Annotated in this window: 13 protein-coding genes, 1 tRNA gene and 1 pseudogene; 13 read left to right on the plus strand and 2 right to left on the minus strand. The window is 70.0% G+C overall.

Annotated features, from left to right (window positions below):
• Nucleotides 1-5 precede the first annotated feature (5 nt).
• The 7 genes and pseudogenes from selA to FZ033_RS05445 all read left to right on the plus strand — a co-directional run bounded on the left by selA (nt 6) and on the right by FZ033_RS05445 (nt 6,423).
• A complete protein-coding gene (gene selA, locus FZ033_RS05415) occupies nt 6-1,445 on the plus strand; it encodes an L-seryl-tRNA(Sec) selenium transferase (RefSeq protein WP_149575142.1) in 1,440 nt (479 codons plus the stop codon).
• Nucleotides 1,446-1,998: 553 nt separating this feature from the next.
• Nucleotides 1,999-2,727 carry a tetratricopeptide repeat protein gene (locus tag FZ033_RS05420; RefSeq protein WP_149575414.1) on the plus strand — a complete coding sequence of 243 codons (729 nt, stop codon included), beginning with the start codon at nt 1,999-2,001 and terminating at the stop codon, nt 2,725-2,727.
• Nucleotide 2,728: 1 nt separating this feature from the next.
• Nucleotides 2,729-4,624 (plus strand): annotated as a pseudogene (selB, locus tag FZ033_RS05425) (selenocysteine-specific translation elongation factor); the annotation flags it as partial.
• A 93-nt stretch (nt 4,625-4,717) separates the two neighbouring features.
• Nucleotides 4,718-4,813: transfer RNA gene (locus tag FZ033_RS05430), tRNA-Sec, on the plus strand.
• Nucleotides 4,814-4,842: 29 nt separating this feature from the next.
• Nucleotides 4,843-5,349, plus strand: coding sequence for a hypothetical protein (locus FZ033_RS05435; protein ID WP_149575143.1), 507 nt, complete (start codon nt 4,843-4,845; stop codon nt 5,347-5,349).
• Between the two features lie 96 nt (nt 5,350-5,445).
• The gene (locus tag FZ033_RS05440; protein ID WP_149575144.1) at nt 5,446-5,943 is read left to right on the plus strand and encodes a hypothetical protein; all 498 of its coding nucleotides are present in this window, start codon (nt 5,446-5,448) and stop codon (nt 5,941-5,943) included.
• A gap of 72 nt (nt 5,944-6,015) precedes the next feature.
• Nucleotides 6,016-6,423: a hypothetical protein gene (locus tag FZ033_RS05445; protein WP_232847340.1), complete on the plus strand. Its 408-nt coding sequence runs from the start codon at nt 6,016-6,018 to the stop codon at nt 6,421-6,423.
• Between the two features lie 101 nt (nt 6,424-6,524).
• On the opposite strand, the gene FZ033_RS05450 is transcribed toward FZ033_RS05445, so the two are convergent.
• A complete protein-coding gene (locus FZ033_RS05450) occupies nt 6,525-7,226 on the minus strand; it encodes a M15 family metallopeptidase (protein ID WP_232847341.1) in 702 nt (233 codons plus the stop codon).
• 426 nt (nt 7,227-7,652) lie between these two features.
• Here FZ033_RS05450 and FZ033_RS05455 point away from each other — a divergent pair, with 426 nt between their 5' ends.
• Nucleotides 7,653-8,405 carry a sulfite exporter TauE/SafE family protein gene (locus FZ033_RS05455; protein ID WP_149575145.1) on the plus strand — a complete coding sequence of 251 codons (753 nt, stop codon included), beginning with the start codon at nt 7,653-7,655 and terminating at the stop codon, nt 8,403-8,405.
• 74 nt (nt 8,406-8,479) lie between these two features.
• On the opposite strand, the gene FZ033_RS05460 is transcribed toward FZ033_RS05455, so the two are convergent.
• Nucleotides 8,480-8,992 (minus strand): MarR family winged helix-turn-helix transcriptional regulator, encoded by a 513-nt coding sequence (locus FZ033_RS05460; RefSeq protein WP_232847342.1) that lies wholly within the window; start codon nt 8,990-8,992, stop codon nt 8,480-8,482.
• Nucleotides 8,993-9,160: 168 nt separating this feature from the next.
• Here FZ033_RS05460 and FZ033_RS05465 point away from each other — a divergent pair, with 168 nt between their 5' ends.
• From FZ033_RS05465 to FZ033_RS05485, 5 genes are read left to right on the plus strand one after another with little or no spacing between them, the layout of a single operon-like run.
• Nucleotides 9,161-10,438: an amidohydrolase/deacetylase family metallohydrolase gene (locus tag FZ033_RS05465; RefSeq protein WP_149575146.1), complete on the plus strand. Its 1,278-nt coding sequence runs from the start codon at nt 9,161-9,163 to the stop codon at nt 10,436-10,438.
• On the plus strand, nt 10,435-11,289 hold the full coding sequence (locus FZ033_RS05470) for an alpha/beta hydrolase (RefSeq protein WP_149575147.1): 855 nt from the start codon (nt 10,435-10,437) through the stop codon (nt 11,287-11,289). Before FZ033_RS05465 ends, FZ033_RS05470 begins: the two co-directional genes overlap by 4 nt.
• Nucleotides 11,286-13,673 carry a xanthine dehydrogenase family protein molybdopterin-binding subunit gene (locus FZ033_RS05475; RefSeq protein WP_149575148.1) on the plus strand — a complete coding sequence of 796 codons (2,388 nt, stop codon included), beginning with the start codon at nt 11,286-11,288 and terminating at the stop codon, nt 13,671-13,673. Before FZ033_RS05470 ends, FZ033_RS05475 begins: the two co-directional genes overlap by 4 nt.
• A complete protein-coding gene (locus tag FZ033_RS05480; protein WP_149575149.1) occupies nt 13,670-14,533 on the plus strand; it encodes an FAD binding domain-containing protein in 864 nt (287 codons plus the stop codon). The genes FZ033_RS05475 and FZ033_RS05480 overlap by 4 nt, the downstream gene beginning before the upstream one ends.
• Nucleotides 14,530-15,747, plus strand: a complete 1,218-nt coding sequence (locus tag FZ033_RS05485; protein ID WP_149575150.1) for a xanthine dehydrogenase family Fe-S subunit — start codon at nt 14,530-14,532, stop codon at nt 15,745-15,747. Before FZ033_RS05480 ends, FZ033_RS05485 begins: the two co-directional genes overlap by 4 nt.
• Nucleotides 15,748-15,759: the final 12 nt, after the last annotated feature.

The raw sequence follows: 15,759 nt of genomic DNA on the forward strand, positions 1-15,759 counted from the left end.
GCGCCATGTCAACGCACATTGCCTCTTCCCCCGCTGCCGCCCCGGTCGCCCCCCTGCGGGTGCTCCCTTCCGTCGATGCGGTGCTGAAGGTCGAGCTGGCCCGCGCCGCCACCGAACGTCACGGCCGGCAGGCCACCACCGCGGCAGTGCGCACCGCCCTCGATGAGCGCCGCGCCGCCCTGCGCGCCGGTGCCGGCGGCCCGGCGACCCCCGATGAGATCGCCGCCAGCGCCCTCGCCCGGCTGGACGCGTCCGCCGGCCCCAGCCTGCGGCCCGTGTTCAACCTCACCGGCACGGTGCTGCACACCAATCTGGGCCGCGCCATCTTCGCGGAAGAGGCGGTGGAAGCGGCGGTGCGGGCCATGCGCAACGCGGTGGCGCTGGAATACGACCTCGACGGCGGCAAGCGCGGCGAGCGCGACGACCATGTGCGCGGCCTCGTCTGCGAGCTGACGGGGGCGGAGGACGCCACCCTCGTCAACAACAATGCCGCCGCCGTGCTCCTCGTGCTGAACACCCTGTCGCTGGGCAAGCCGGCCATCGTCTCGCGCGGCGAGCTGATCGAGATCGGCGGTGCCTTCCGCATGCCGGAGATCATGCGCCGGGCCGGCGCCGAGCTGGACGAGGTGGGCACCACCAACCGCACCCATGCCCGCGATTATCGCGACGCCATCCGTCCCGAGACCGGTGTGATCCTGAAGGTGCACACCTCCAACTACCGCATCGAGGGCTTCACCAAGGAGGTTTCGCCCCGCGAGCTGGCGCAGATCGCGCAGGCCGGCGGGGTGCCGCTGGTGAACGATCTGGGCTCCGGCACGCTGGCGGATCTCAGCCGCTACGGCCTCGTCCACGAGCCGACCGTGCGGGAGGCGGTAGCCGAGGGGGCGGACGTGGTCACCTTCTCCGGCGACAAGCTGCTGGGCGGCCCGCAGGCGGGCTTCATCGTGGGCCGGCGCGACCTCATCACCCGAATCAACAAGAACCCCATGAAGCGGGCGCTGCGGCTGGACAAGGTGCGCCTCGCCGCCATCGAGGCGACGCTGCGCCTCTACCGCGACCCGGATCGCCTCGCCGCGCGCCTGCCCACCCTGCGCTACCTCACCCGCCGGCCGGACGACATGGCCGCCCAGGCCGCGCGGCTTAAGCCCATCCTTGCCGCGATCCTTGGACCCGCCTACACCATTGACGCAACGGCATGCCGCAGCCAGATCGGCTCCGGCGCCCTGCCGCTGGAGACGCTGGAGGGCGTCGGCCTCGCCATTCGCAGCCGCGACGGCAGCGGCGGCGCGCTCAACCGTCTCGCCGATGGGCTGCGCCGACTTCCGGTTCCGGTTATCGGACGGATTGACGATAACGCTCTTGTGCTCGATTTGAGATGCCTTGAAGACGAAGCGGCGTTTCTCGCGTCCGTGACCGCTTTGGAGGGGGCTCATGAGCTGGCTTGACCGACTGAAGGGCAAGGGGGGTCCGGGCGAGGCGCCAGGCGCCGAAGATCCGCCGCGCGTGCGCCCCTTCCCGCCCCGCCCCCAGCGCCCGGCCGAGGAGCGTCCCCTGCCTGCGGAGGCGGACGACCTCGACGCCCTCTTGAGCGACATCGCCTCCGGCCTGTCGGGCAGCCGCGCCGCGAGCCCGGCGTCCGAGCCGGAGAGCCCGCTCCACCGCAGGCCGCGGCTCGACGAGCGCCCGCGCCTTGAGCAGGAGCCGGCGCCCGTGCAGCCGCAGGCTCCGGCCCGCGAGATCCCCACGCGCGACGCCCTGACGCGCGAGGCGCCCGCCTTCATCGCCCCGGCGGCGCGGGAACCGGAGGGCCGGACACGCCCCGAGGCCGCCTTCGACGAGGCGGAGTTCGAACGGCGCCTGTTGGCGGAGACCTTCGCCGAGGAACCCGGCTTCGATTCGCCCGCCCCGCCGGCTGCCGACGCGGAACTCCTGCAGGCCGAACCGGAGCCCGAACCGGAGCCGGAGCCCCCGGAGGACACCCGCACGCCGGAAGCGCAGATGGCGGCCGCCCTCGCCGCCGCCTCCGCCGGGGAATACGAAACCGCCCTCTCCATCTGGGAGCCCCTGGCCCGCACCGGCAATGCGCGGGCGCAGAACAATATCGGCGCCTGCTTCATCGACGGCCTCGGCGTGGACAAGGACCTGGACCTTGCCCGCCGCTGGCTGGAACTCTCTGCCGAGGGCGGCGACCCGGTGGGCCGGCGCAACCTTGCCACCCTCCACTTCAAGGGCGAGGGCGTGGCCCAGGACTATGCCAAGGCCGCAGCGCTCTATCTCGCCGCCGCCGAAGACGGCGACGGCCCGGCGCAGGACATGCTGAGCTGGATGCTGCTGGAAGGCGAGGTCATCCCCTCCGATCCGGTCGAGGCCCGGCGCTGGGCGCTGGCCGCCGCCGACCAGGGCATCGCCTCGTCCATGACGCGGCTGGGCATGATCGCCCACAATGCCCTCGGCATGGAACGCGATGCGGTGGAAGCCGCCCGCTGGTGGCGCAAGGGCGCCGAGGCCGGCGATGCCGACGGGCAGGCCATGCTCGGCGCGGCCTGCCACATGGGCGCCGGCGTGACACGTGACCGCGTCGCCGCCTTCGCCTGGCTGCTGCGGGCCCGCGCCGGCAAGAGCGCGCTGGCGGAGCGCTTCTTCGATGCCGTGCGCACCACCCTGACGCCGGAGGAGGAATCCGCCGCCCAGCGTCGCGCCGCCATCCCGCTGGGGGAGCTGCCCTGACGTGATCATCGGCACGGCCGGACATATCGACCATGGCAAGACCACGCTGGTGCGTGCCCTCACCGGTGTCGATACCGACCGGCTGAAGGAGGAGAAGGCGCGGGGCATCTCCATCGACCTCGGCTTCGCCTACCTGCCTCTGGAGGGCGAGGGGACGAGCCGTGAGGAAGCCCCCCCTTTGGTGCTGGGCTTCGTGGACGTGCCGGGGCACGAGAAGTTCGTGCACACCATGCTGTCGGGGGCCAGCGGCATCGATTTCGCCCTGCTGGTGGTGGCCGCCGACGACGGGGTGATGCCCCAGACCCGCGAACACCTTGCCATCCTCAACCTCCTCGGCATCCGCCAAGGCATCGTCGCCCTCACCAAGGCCGACCTCGTGGACGCCGAGCGCCGCGCCGCGGTCGAGGCGGAGATCGCCGCCCTCCTCGCCCCCACCGCCCTTGCCGGCGCGCCCATCCATGCGGTTTCCGCGCCCACCGGCGAAGGCATCGCCGCCTTGCGCGATGCCCTCGCGGCGGCGGCGCGGCAGCTGGGGCAGCGGGCGGCGGGCGGGCGCTTCCGCCTCGCGGTGGACCGCAGCTTCACCCTCGCCGGGGCGGGCACTGTGGTGACGGGAACGGTGCTGTCGGGAACCGTGCGCGTGGGCGACCGGGTGGTGGTCAGCCCGTCCGGCCTTCCCGCTCGCGTGCGCTCCATAAGGGCGCAGGACCGGGTGGCGGAGGCGGGCGTCGCCGGCGACCGCTGCGGGCTCAACCTCGCCGGCGAGGACATCAGCAAGAGCGCCATCGCCCGCGGCGACGTGGTGCTCGATCCGGCACTGCACGCCCCCGCCGACCATATCGACGCCGAACTCACCGTGCTCGCGAGCGAGAAGCGCCCCATCGCCCAATGGCTCCCGGTGCGCCTGCACCATGCGGCGCGGGAGGTGGGCGCGCGGCTGGTGCTGCTGGGGGATTCCATCGCCCCCGGCGCGGCCGCCAAGGTGCAGTTGGTGCTGGAGGCGCCCATCGCCGCCGCCGTGGGCGACCGCTTCGTCATCCGCGATACCTCGGCCCAGCGCACCATCGGCGGCGGGCGCTTCCTTGATCTGCGCGGCCCCAAGCGCAAGCGGCGCACCCCCGAGCGGCTGGCACAGCTCGACGCCCTCGCCGCGCGCGATCCCGCCACCGCGCTTGCGGCCCTGCTGGCCATCGAGCCCTTCTTCACCGACCTCTCCGCCTTCGCCCGCGACCACATCCTCACCGCCGAGGAGACCGAGGCGCTGGCCGCCCGCCTCGGTATCGTCAAGCTTGCGGCCGGCGACGCGACCCTCGCCGTCGCCGCCGACCGCTTCGCCGATTTCACCCGCCAGTTGCTGGCGGCGCTGGAAGCCTTCCACGCCGAAAATCCGGACCTGCCGGGCATGGGCCGCGAGCGGCTGCGCCTGCTGCTGGTACCGCGCCTGCCCGCGCCGGCCTTCCTCGCCGCCCTGGAAAGCCTCGGCGAAACGGTGAAGCGCGAGGGCGCCTGGGTGCGCCAGGCTGGCTTCGAGGTGCGCCTGTCCGCCGCCGACGAGGCCCTGTGGGACCGCATCGCCCCCCTCATCGGCGGCACCGAACGCTTCCGCCCGCCGCGGGTGCGCGACCTCGCCGGCCTGCTGGGCGTGGCCGAGCCGGAGATGCGGCGCCTTATGAAGCTCGCCGGCCGCACGGGGCGCGTGGACGAGGTGGCCCACGACCATTTCTTCCTGCGCCCGGTGGTGGCGGAGATGGTGGAGATCCTCGCCCGCCTGTCGGGCGCGCGCATGAAGGATGAATTCACCGCCGCCCAGTTCCGCGACGAGGTCTCCAACGGGCGCAAGGTGGCGATCCAGATCCTCGACTTCTTCGACCGCCACGGCGTCACCCTGCGCCGGGGCGATCTGCGCCGCATCAACCCGTTCCGGCTGGACCTGTTCGCCGGCTCGGGAAATGATGCGGCGCTAAGCGATTCGCCGGCGCCGCCCGCGCGGGGAAGAGAAGCGTCCCTGGTGGGGCGTCCGGACTTCAAATCCGGGAGGGGCCGCGAGCCGGTCCTTGGTGGGTTCGACTCCCACTCTCTTCCGCCAGATTCCCCAAAAGCCTTGGGAAAGACGCCATGACCCCGGAGCCTGAACCGCCCGCGCACGAGGCGGCGGTCCCCGCCGCGCCCTCCCCTGCCCCGCCCTCCCCTGCCCGCGCGGCCTTCCTCGCCCGGCTCGATGCGGCCAAGCTCGAGGCCGGCGTGGCGGAGACCGACTTCCGCCGCACGGCGGCCCTGCGCATCGAACAGCTCGCCGCAGCCCGCGCCCATGCCTGGCGGCGCGCCGACCTCATGGCCGCGCTGGTCGCCGCCGTGGATGCAACGGAGGACGCCGAGATGGCGGTCGCCGCCGGGCAGGCGCTGCTGCGCACCCGGCTCGGCTGGACCACCGACAGCGACGCCCGCACCGAGGTGCTCACCCGCTTCGCCGCCGTCGCCCTGGCCCTCAGCGAGGCCGATGCCGGCGGCGCGCCCGAAACCACCCTCGCCGCCTTCGAGGACTGGTACCTTGAGACCCGGCAGAGCCCGTTCTGGTACCTGTTCGAGCACTATCTGACCGACACGCCCCTGGTGGATTATTGAGCGTGCGCTTTAGCTCGAAGTGCATACCGGCTCTCGCGGCAGACAGTGAAATTTAATAGAATACAATTATGGGAACGATTCTCGGCGGATAGAATAATGAACGCAGTTCTCGGGACAATCCTGTTGTTTCTGTCATTCGCAATAATGGCTGCGCTCAATAAGGAGCACCGCGATAGGACTGGTGTAAACATGCCCTCCCGCAAGGCTATGGGCAGGATCCGGCGCAGAGCAAGGCAAAAAGGCATTAGCGAAGCGGATGCTTATGAACACTGGGTAACTCGAAAGCAGAAATTAGCGCATTTCGCGCCTGAAACTGCGCCAATCCAACAACCTGATACTTTTACACCGGAACCCAAATACCAATCGGCACGACCAGAACCCTACAAAGAGCTAACCTTAGATGATCTTAATATCATAAGCGAACGACTGGGATTCAATATTAAAAAACAGTCGTTCGGCTTATTTTATATTATTGGTTCTAACGGGAATCTATTGGAAAACCCATTCTCAAAACCCAACGAATCAAATACAGATTTTAATAAGCGAGATTTGGACGATTTCCTCCTTATTTCCAGAAGGCGAATTCGTCCCTAAAGACATTCTGACTGACCTGATTATGATAATGCCACGCTCTGAACCTCTGGATGGATTATTGAGCGTCCGGGCATGGCCAAGATGAAGACCGCCAAGAAGACGACCCGCAAGGCCACCGATTTCGACCGCTGGCTGTCCGCCACCTATGGCGACAACGGCAGCTTCACCGCGCTGGTGGTGCTGGTGCGCATCGAGGAGCCGCAGGTGCTGCCGCTCGCCTCCACCTTCCTCAACATCGTCGGCGACGAGGTGATCTGGGCCGAGGTGGCCGCCCTGTTCGCCGGGGCCGGGCAGGCCTGGGACGGCGCCGCCTTCTTCGCCCAGACGGATGCCGATGGTCCGCTGGAGAACGGCGAGGCGCGCGGGCGCCTGCGGGCGCTGGAAGGACGGATCGACGCCGACCGGCTGGTGATCAACCAGGGCGACTTCTTCGATGCCAAGGGTCGCCGGCTGAAGGTGGAAGAGATCTCCCCCAATTGAGACCATCGGCTTCGGTCTTCGACCGATGCCACGTGGGTAGGCTCAAGGTGGGTAGGCTCAAGCGCCGCGCGGCTATTGGTATGAGCGGACGCTTCGCCCGCCTATTCGATGGGGAAATCGAAATAGGTGTCCGGAAACGGCTCGGCCTTCAGGGTGAAGTGCCACCATTCCTTGTCGAACGGCTGGAAGCCGTGGCGCGCCATAAGGCCGGAGAGCCGGTCGCGGTTCGCCTTCTGCGCCTTGGTCACCGCATCCGAGCCCGGCCACGAGCGCGGGCTGAACAGGTCGAAGGGCGTGCCCATGTCGAGATCGGCGCCGGTGGCGCGGTCGAACAGGGTCAGGTCCAGGGTCGAGCCGCGCGAGTGGCCGGAGCGGGCGGCGATATAGCCTTCGGCGAACAGGTCCTTCTTGTCCACGTCGGGATAGAAGGTGGCCTTGGTGCGGGTGTCGGCGAGATCGCTCGCCCAGCGGGCGAAGTGCGCCACCGCGCGGGCGGGGCGGTAGCAATCGAACAGGCGCAGCCCGAGCCCGCCGGCCTTCGCTTCCGCCGCCACGGCGGCCAGCGCCTCGGCGGCCGGACGGGTGAGGAAGCAGCGCGCGGCGCCATAGCCGTCCACCCGCGTGCCGACGAAATTGTCCGAGCCGAAATAGCGCACGTCGAACACGGCGTCCGGCACCATTGTGGCCACGTCCACGAACAGGGCCGGACGGTCGGTGCGGGCATCGGCCGCCAGCGGCAGGCCGGCGATGCTCAGGGCAAGGGCAGCGGGCTTCACCAGTCGGTCCATCAGGAAAGAGGGCATGGCGCGGGTCGCGGGGAGACGGTGTGCGCGATCATATGAGCGTCCCGCGCCGAAGAAAACCGGTGGGGGACGGCGGTCGTATCTCAGCTTGAAAACAATCTCCATCGGCCCCCTCTCCCGCTTGCGGGGGAGGGTCGGGGTGGGGGCAGAGCGCCCCGGGCAGAACACCGGCGGCGGGACAGCGGAGAGAGCCTGCCCCCACCCTGCCCCCACCCTGCCCTCCCCCGCCCGAACTCGGCTGTTGCCGAGTTCGGCTTCCGAGAGCCGAGGCCGGAAACATCCGGCCTCGGGCGGGAGAGGGTTCACCGGCGTCTCTCAATCCCGAACCCTGCCCGCCACCCGTCCCGGCGCCCCCTGCCCCCGCCACGCTCTGGCGGAAACGGACGGACAGGGCTATCCCTCCCCGCCTGAGCGGGAGAGCGTGGCGTGATCGTCGATCCGGTGTTCTATGCGGCGGCGGTGCCGGCCACGATCCTTGTGGGCATGTCGAAAGGCGGGTTCACCGGCCTGTCGGTCCTCGCCCAGCCCATCCTGGCGCTGGCCATGTCGCCCATCCAGGCCGCCGCGATCCTTCTGCCCGTGCTCATCGTGCAGGACGTGGTGAGCCTTTATGCCTATTGGCGGCGCTGGAGCGTGGCCGAGCTGCTCCGCACCCTGCCGGCCGCGGTGGCGGGCATCGTCATCGGCTACCTGCTGGCGGCGTCCGTCTCCGACCAGGCGGTGGCCCTGGGCATCGGGCTGCTCTCCATCGCCGAGGCCGGCCGCCATGCCCTGTCGAAGGGGCTCAAGCGACCGGCGGGCGAGGCGGGGCGGGGGTCGGCGGCGCTGTGGAGCGCGGTGGCGGGCTTCGTGAGCATGATCGCCAATGCCGGCGGCCCGCCCATGATGATCTACCTGCTGCGCCGGCCCCGCCTTTCGCCCGAGCAATTCGCGGCGACGACGGCGGCCTTCTTCTCGGTGGTCAACTGGGTGAAGGTGCCGTTCTTCCTCGCCCTCGGCCAGATCACGGGGGCGAACCTTGCCACCTCGGCGGTGCTGCTGCCGGTGGCGGTAATCGCCACCTTTGCCGGCGTGCAGCTGGTGCGGCGCGTGCCGGCTGACCGCTTCTTCGGCATCATCTACCTCATCCTCGCCGCGGTGGGCGCGAAGCTGGTCGTTGACGGCCTGCCGGGCTTCTGAGGCCGCCGGCACGAGCCTGCCGCCGACTGCCCTCTCTTTGGGCGCCTGTTCCTTAGACTATGGCCTGCCCATAATTAGAGCAGGTCAAAAGGCGCCTGCCGCCCGCCGTGCGCAGCGACTATTTTCTTCATAATTTCAATGATTTGAACCCGCTCTTCGGGGCTGAGCATCTCCACGGTCGCGGCGTGGGCCTGGCGGGCCGTGGCTTCCATCTCCTCCAGCAGGCGGCGCCCCTCCGGCGTCAGCGCGCAGCTCTGGGAACGGCGGTCGGTGGCCGAGGTCCCGCGCCGCACCAGACCCCGCGCCTCAAGGCGTTTGAGGGCTCCGGTGGTGGTGGTGCGGTCCAGCGCCACGATGCGCGCAAGGGTGGTCTGGTCCGCCGCCTCCCGCCCCGCGAGGGCGGACAGAAGGCTGTACTGCACCGGCGTTACACCGAACGGGGCGCACAGCTCAGAAAACAGGCTGACATGGATCTGGTGCACCCGCCGGGCAAGGAAGCCCGGCCGGTCGGACAGTGGCCAGCCCGCGTCCGCCAGGCTTTCCGGCTCTGCTTTGGATGTATCTGATTTTGCTTGCGATTTTGTCACGCCCGCGACCCCCTCCGGCGGCCCGGCCGGTCGTTGTTTTGATCCAGATCAAATTCTGGCACATGCCATGCATAATCAAAATACGAAGTATACTTCGCTTTTTCAATGTGGCGCGCCACCGCGCACAGACCGCGCACACAGAGTGCGCAAACATGGACGGAGATCCAGATGGCTGACCCTTTGGGCACCGATATCCTCCTCAAGGGCGGACACGTCATCTGCCCCGCCTCCGGCATCGACGGCACCTATGACGTAGCGATCCGCGACGGGCGCATCGCGGCGGTGGAGCCCACCATCCTGCCGTCGGGCGCGGCTCAGGTGATCGATGTCTCCGGCAAGCTGGTGCTGCCGGGCATGATCGACACCCATGGCCACGTCTACCAGTACGTCACCGGGCGCTTCGGCCTGAACCCGGACATGGTGGGCGTGGACTCCGGCGTCACCACCGTGATCGACCAGGGCGGCCCCTCCTGCATGACCCTGCCGGGGTTCCGGAAGTTCATCGCCGAACCTTCCGATACCAGGATCTACGCTTTCCTCTCGGCCTATCTGGTGGGCGGGCTGGAGGGCCACTACTACCCGAACCTGTACAGCCCCGAAGGTGTCGATATCGACGCCACCGTGCGCTCCGCCGTCGCCAACCGCGACCTGGTGCGCGGCATCAAGGGCCATGCCGAAATCGGCGGCTTCGCCCGCTGGGGCATCAAGGTGATGGAGATGGCGGCGGAGATCGCCCGCCGTGCCGAAGTCCCGCTCTATGTGCATTTCGGCACCCTCTGGGGCCTGCCCGAAAGCGGCGCCAACGGCGAGGACGCCGACACCATCCTGGAGCGCGTCATCCCGCTGCTGAAGGAAGGCGACGTGCTGGCCCACCCCTTCACCCGCCATCCCGGCGGCTTCGTGAACCAGCAGGGCGAGGTCCACCACGTCATCCGCGCCGCCCTCGACCGCGGCCTGAAGGTGGACGTGGGCCATGGCAGCCACTTCTCCTACCGCCTTGCGAAAAAAGCTATTTCCGCTGGTGTCGTGCCGCACACGCTGGGCGCGGACATGCACGGCTACAACACCCATGTGCCCCCGCCCGCCGGCACGCCGGAGGCGCACTATGACGACGAGAACCACCCCTTCAAGGGCCAGGCCCGCTTCAGCCTGACCCAGGCCATGAGCTCCATGATGGCCCTCGGCCTGTCGCTCGCCGACGTAGTGCCCATGGTCACCAGCAACCCGGCGCAGATGATCGGCCTCACCGACCGCCTCGGCGCGCTGACCGTGGGCTATGCCGCCGATGTCTCGGTGCTCGACGACCATCGCGGCCGCTTCCTGCTGCGCGACAACGAGGACACCAAGGTCATCGCCGAGCGCCTGCTCACCCCCGCCTTCTGCCTGCGCGCCGGCAAGCGCTTCGATGCCAAGGCTCCCATCCTGCCCCAGGCGGTGGCGGCGTGAGCGCGGCGGCCGATCCGGCCCCGCAGGCGGTGTGGGATACCCTGTCCCAGGCCGAGCGGGATGCCGCCTACAACAACAACGCCGCGGTGCCGGGCAGCGCCGCGTGGGTGGCCGCGCGCGACCTTGCGGCGGCGGAATTCCGCGCCACGGCGCAGGCCCATCTCGACATCCCCTATGGCGACGGCGCGCGGCAGAAGCTGGATCTTTATCCCGGCCGGGGGGACGCGCCGTGCCTCGTCTTCATCCATGGCGGCTACTGGCAGCGCAACACCCGCGAGGCCTTCGCCCATTATGCACGGGGCCTGCTCGCCCACGGCTGGTCGGTGGCCATGCCCGGCTACACGCTTGCGCCCGAGGCGCGCCTCGGCCAGATCGGCGCGGAGATCGGCGCGGCGCTGGACCTTCTCGCCCGCGATGGCGCGAGCTTTGGCATAACCGGCCCGCTGGTGGTTTCCGGCTGGTCCGCCGGCGCGCAGCTGGCGGTGATGCAGATGGACCATCCCGCCGTGTCCGCCGGGCTCGCGGTATCCGGTGTCTATGAGCTGGCGCCGATCCGCGACACCTTCCTGAACGGCCCGCTGGACCTGTCGGATGAAGAGATCGCGGCCTATTCGCCCCTGCGCCAAGCCCCGTCGGGCAAGCCGCTCGCCATCGCCTACGGCACGGCGGAACTGCCGGCCCTGGTACACGATTCCCGTGCGCTCGCCGCGCAGCGGACGGCGGCCCACGCGCCGGGCGCGCTGCTGCCCATCGCCGGCGCCGACCATTTCTCCATCCTCGACGACCTCGCCCGCCCCGACGGCCGTCTAGTGCGCGCCGCCCTTGACCTGATGCCGGGAGCCGTCGCATGAGCGAAACTCTCGTGCACAAGGGCGCCAGCGCCCGTCTGCCGCGACACGAAGGCGTCGGCGCCCGTCTTCCGCGAAAGGAAGACGACCGCCTGATGCGTGGGCGCGGCCAGTTCATCGCCGACATCCGCATGACCGGCATGCAGGACGTGGCCTTCGTCCGCAGCCCGCTGGCCCATGCCCGCATCCGCGCCATCCATGTGCCGGACGACCTGAAGGGCCGCGTCTTCACCGCCGCCGATCTCGACGGCATCAAGCCTATCCGCGCCGTCTCCGGCCTGCCGGGCTTCAAGGTGTCGGAGCAGCCGGTGCTGGCCACCGGCAAGGTGCGGCAGGTGGGCGAGCTGATCGCCATCTGCGTCGCCGGCACCCGCGCCGAGGCCGAGGACATGGCCGCGCGGGTGGAACTGGACCTCGAGGAACTGCCCGCCCTCCACGACATGCTGGAGGCGCGCAAGCCCGGCGCCCCCCTCGTGCACGAGCACTGGGGCGACAACGTCTTCCTCGAAAGCCTGGTGAACATCAACATCGAGGCCGCCCTCGACGCGCCGGTGAAGATCTCGCGCACAATTTCCACCGCGCGCCAGTGCATGGCCCCCATCGAGGGGCGCGGCGCGGTCGTCCATTTCGATCACCGCAGCGACCAGCTGGTGGTCCACACCGCCAGCCAGATGCCGCACATCGTGCGCTCCGGCCTCAGCGAATGCCTGCAGATGGAAGAAGGGCAGATCCGCATCGTCTCCCCGGATGTGGGCGGCGGCTTCGGCTACAAGGCCATCCTGCTGGCGGAAGAGGTCTGCCTCGGCTGGCTGGCGCAGAAACTGCGCCGCCCGGTGCGCTGGCTGGAGGATCGGCGCGAGCACCTCACCGCCAACGCCAATTGCCGCGAGCACCATTACGAGATCACGCTCTATGCTGAGCGCGACGGCACGCTGCGCGGCATCGACTGCGAGGCGAGCGTGGATAGCGGCGCCTATTCGGCCTATCCTTTCTCCGCGTGCCTGGAAGCCGCGCAGGTGGCGAGCATCCTGCCCGGCCCCTACGACTTTCCCGCCTATCGCTGCCGCACCTGGTCGGTGGCCACCAACAAGTGCCCCATCCTGCCCTATCGCGGCGTGGCGCGGACCGGCGTGTGCTTCGCGCTGGAAGTGGCGCTGGATGCGCTGGCGGCGGAGCTTGGACTCGCCCCCGAAGTGGTGCGGCTGAAGAACCTCGTGCGGCCCGGGCAAATGCCGTTCGACAATATCACCAACAAGCATTTCGACAGCGGCGATTATCCCCTGGCGCTCCATCGCGCGCTTGGCGCGATCAAGGTAGAGGCGGTGCGGGCGCGCCAGACGACGGGCGAGGCGGATGGCCGGCGCATCGGCCTCGGCCTCTCCATCTATTGCGAGCAGGCGGCGCATGGCACCTCGGTCTATTCGGGCTGGGGCATTCCCATGGTGCCCGGCCACGAGCAGGCCGGCGCGCGCCTCACCCCCGACGGCGGGCTGGAGCTGCGCATCGGCGCCCATTCCCACGGCCAGGGGCTGGAGACGACGCTGGCCCAGGTGGCTTGCGAAATCCTCGGCATTCCCGTCGCCCGCACCCGCCTCGTGCACGGCGACACCGCCATGACGCCCTATTCCACCGGAAGCTGGGGCTCGCGGGTGATGGTGATGGCGGGCGGCGCTGTGGCCACCGCCTGCACGGAACTCGCCGAGCGGGTCCGGCGCATCGGCGCCCACATGCTGCAGGCACGCCTGGACGAGGTGCGGCTCGAAAACGGACGCGTGGTCGGCCCCGCAGGCGATGTCACCGTCAGCCAGGTTGCCCACACCTGGTATCGCCGCCCGCAGGACCTGCCAGCGGATGTGGACCCCCACGGGCTGGAGGTGACCGCCGGCTACAAGCCGCAGCGCGACAGCGGCACCTTCAGCTATGCCGCCCATGCGGTGGTGGTGGCGGTGGATCCGGAGCTGGGCGAGGTGGAAATCCTCGACTACGTCATCGTGGAAGATGGCGGCACGCTGGTGAACCCCATGGTGGTGGACGGCCAGATCCTCGGCGGCCTCGCCCAGGGCATCGGCACCGCGCTTTACGAGGAGATGCCGTTCGACAGCTCCGGCCAGCCCTTGGCCTCCACGCTGGCGGACTATCTCCTGCCCGGCGCGCCGGAAGTGCCCCTGCCCTTCATCGACCACATGGCAACGCCCTCGCCCTACACAAGGTTCGGGGTGAAGGGCATCGGCGAAGGCGGGGCCATCGCGCCGCCGGCCGCCATCGCCAATGCCATCAATGATGCGCTGCGCCCGCTGGGCGCGCAGATGCTGCGCGCGCCCGTCACGCCGCGCCGCATCGTCGAGGCCGTGCTTAAGGCCCGCGCCAACAGCAGGAGCGCCGCATGAAGCCCGCGCCCTTCCGCATGGAGCGTCCGCGTGACATCGCCGGCGCCACCGCCCTCCTCGCCGCGGCCGGCGACGGGGCGAAGGCCATGGCCGGCGGCCAGTCCCTCGGCCCCATGCTCAACCTGCGCCTCGCCACACCCGACTTGGTGGTGGACCTCGCCGGCATCGATGCCCTGAGCACGGTGCGCGAGGAGCCGGACCACATGGTCTATGGCGCCCTCGTCACCCATGCCGACGTGGAGGATGGGCGCGCGCCAGACGTGGGCGCGCACATCCTGCGCCGGGTGGCGGGCGGCATCGCCTATCGCGCGGTGCGCAATCGCGGCACCATGGGTGGAAGCCTTGCCCACGCCGACCCCGCCGCCGACTGGGTGAATGCCCTGTCCGCCCTCGGCGCCGAGGTGGAGATCGCCGGCCCCGACGGCATCCGCCGCCTCGCCCTGGGGGCCTTTCTCACCGGCGCCCTTTCGACGGCGCTGGAGGCGGGGGAAATCCTCGTCGCGGTGCGGGTGCCCAAAGTACCGGCCTCCGCCCGCTTCGGCTATGTGAAGCACTGCCGGAAGGTGGGCGAGTTCGCCCACGCCATCGGCGCCGTGCTGGTGGACCCAGCTGCGGGAACCTGCCGCGCGCTGATGGGCGCCATCGACGCTCCGCCCCTCGTCTTCCCCGACGCCGCACTGCTGTTCGGCGGCCGCATCGATGCCGGCTTTGCCGCCCGCTTCGACGCACCCACTGCCGACGCCGCCCTGCGCGCCGCCGGGATGGATGATCCGGTCGACCGCCATGTGCATGTGGAGGTGCTGCGCCGCGCCGCCGTGCAGGCAGCCAACCTCTTCACCGAGACGCGGAGCGCCGCATGAACGCCCTCCCCCGGCCGGAAGGCATAACCCTTGGCGCCTCGTCCATGATCACCCTCACCCTCAACGGCCAGCCCGTCGCTGCGGCGGCCGAGGCGCGCACCAACCTCGCCGACCTGGTGCGGGACACGCTGAACCTCACCGGCACCCACCTCGGCTGCGAGCACGGGGTGTGCGGCGCCTGCACCATCCTGGTGGACGGCGAGCCGGCGCGCGCCTGCCTCTCCTTTGCTGCCGCGTGCCAGGGCGCGGATGTCATCACCATCGAGGGGCTCGACGATGATGCGGTGACCGCAGAGCTGCGCGCCGCCTTCAATCGCGAGCACGCCCTGCAATGCGGTTTCTGCACGCCAGGGATGCTGGTCTCGGCCCGCGACCTGGTGCTGCGCCTGCCGGAGCCGGACGAGACCCGCATCCGCCTCGGCCTTGCCGGCAACCTCTGCCGCTGCACGGGCTATGCCGGCATCGTCAAGGCCGTGGCCTCCGTCATCGCCGCGCGGCGGGCGCAAGGCATCCGCCCGGTCACGGCTGAGCGGCGGCTGGGGCCGGTGGGGGCGCGGGCTGGCGGGGCGACGACAATCGCCGTTCCGCTGGCGGACGTCGCCACCCTCGCCGCGCCGGTGGCGGCGGCATCCATCCTCGCCGAAGACTTCACCCCCGCCCACAGCTTCGAGCAGGGCTTCGAGGTGCCGTTCCCGCCCGCCGACGTGTTCGCCTTCTTCGGCCGGATCGAGGAGGTGGCGGCCTGCCTGCCCGGTGCTGTCATCGACGCCATGCCCGCCGCCGATCTGGTGGAAGGCGGCATGCGGGTGAAGCTCGGTCCCATCGGCACCACGTTCCGCGGCACCGCCCGCATCAGCCGCAATGAGGCCGCCACCAGCGGCATCATCCACGGCGCCGGGGCGGACGGCCGCTCGCGGACGGAAGGCGAGATCCGCTATCGCGTCGAGCCGGGCGCGGCGGCCGGCTCGGCTCGCGTGGCGCTCACCGTGGGCTACACGCTGAAGGGCCCCCTCGCCCAGTTCGGCCGGCCGGGCCTGGTGCGCGAGGTGGCGGGCCGGCTCATCGCCGACTTCGCCGCAAATCTGGAGGCCCGCCTTTCCGGCGCGCCAACCCCGGCGACGGCAGGCCCCGGCCTCAACCCGCTCAAGCTCCTTGCAACCCTGATTTCCCAACGCCTTGGTGCCCTGTGGCGCCGCATCCGCCCCGCTTCCTGACCCTGACTGCCC

This window comes from Xanthobacter oligotrophicus (assembly GCF_008364685.1).
GTDB classification, from domain to species: Bacteria; Pseudomonadota; Alphaproteobacteria; order Rhizobiales; family Xanthobacteraceae; genus Xanthobacter; species Xanthobacter oligotrophicus.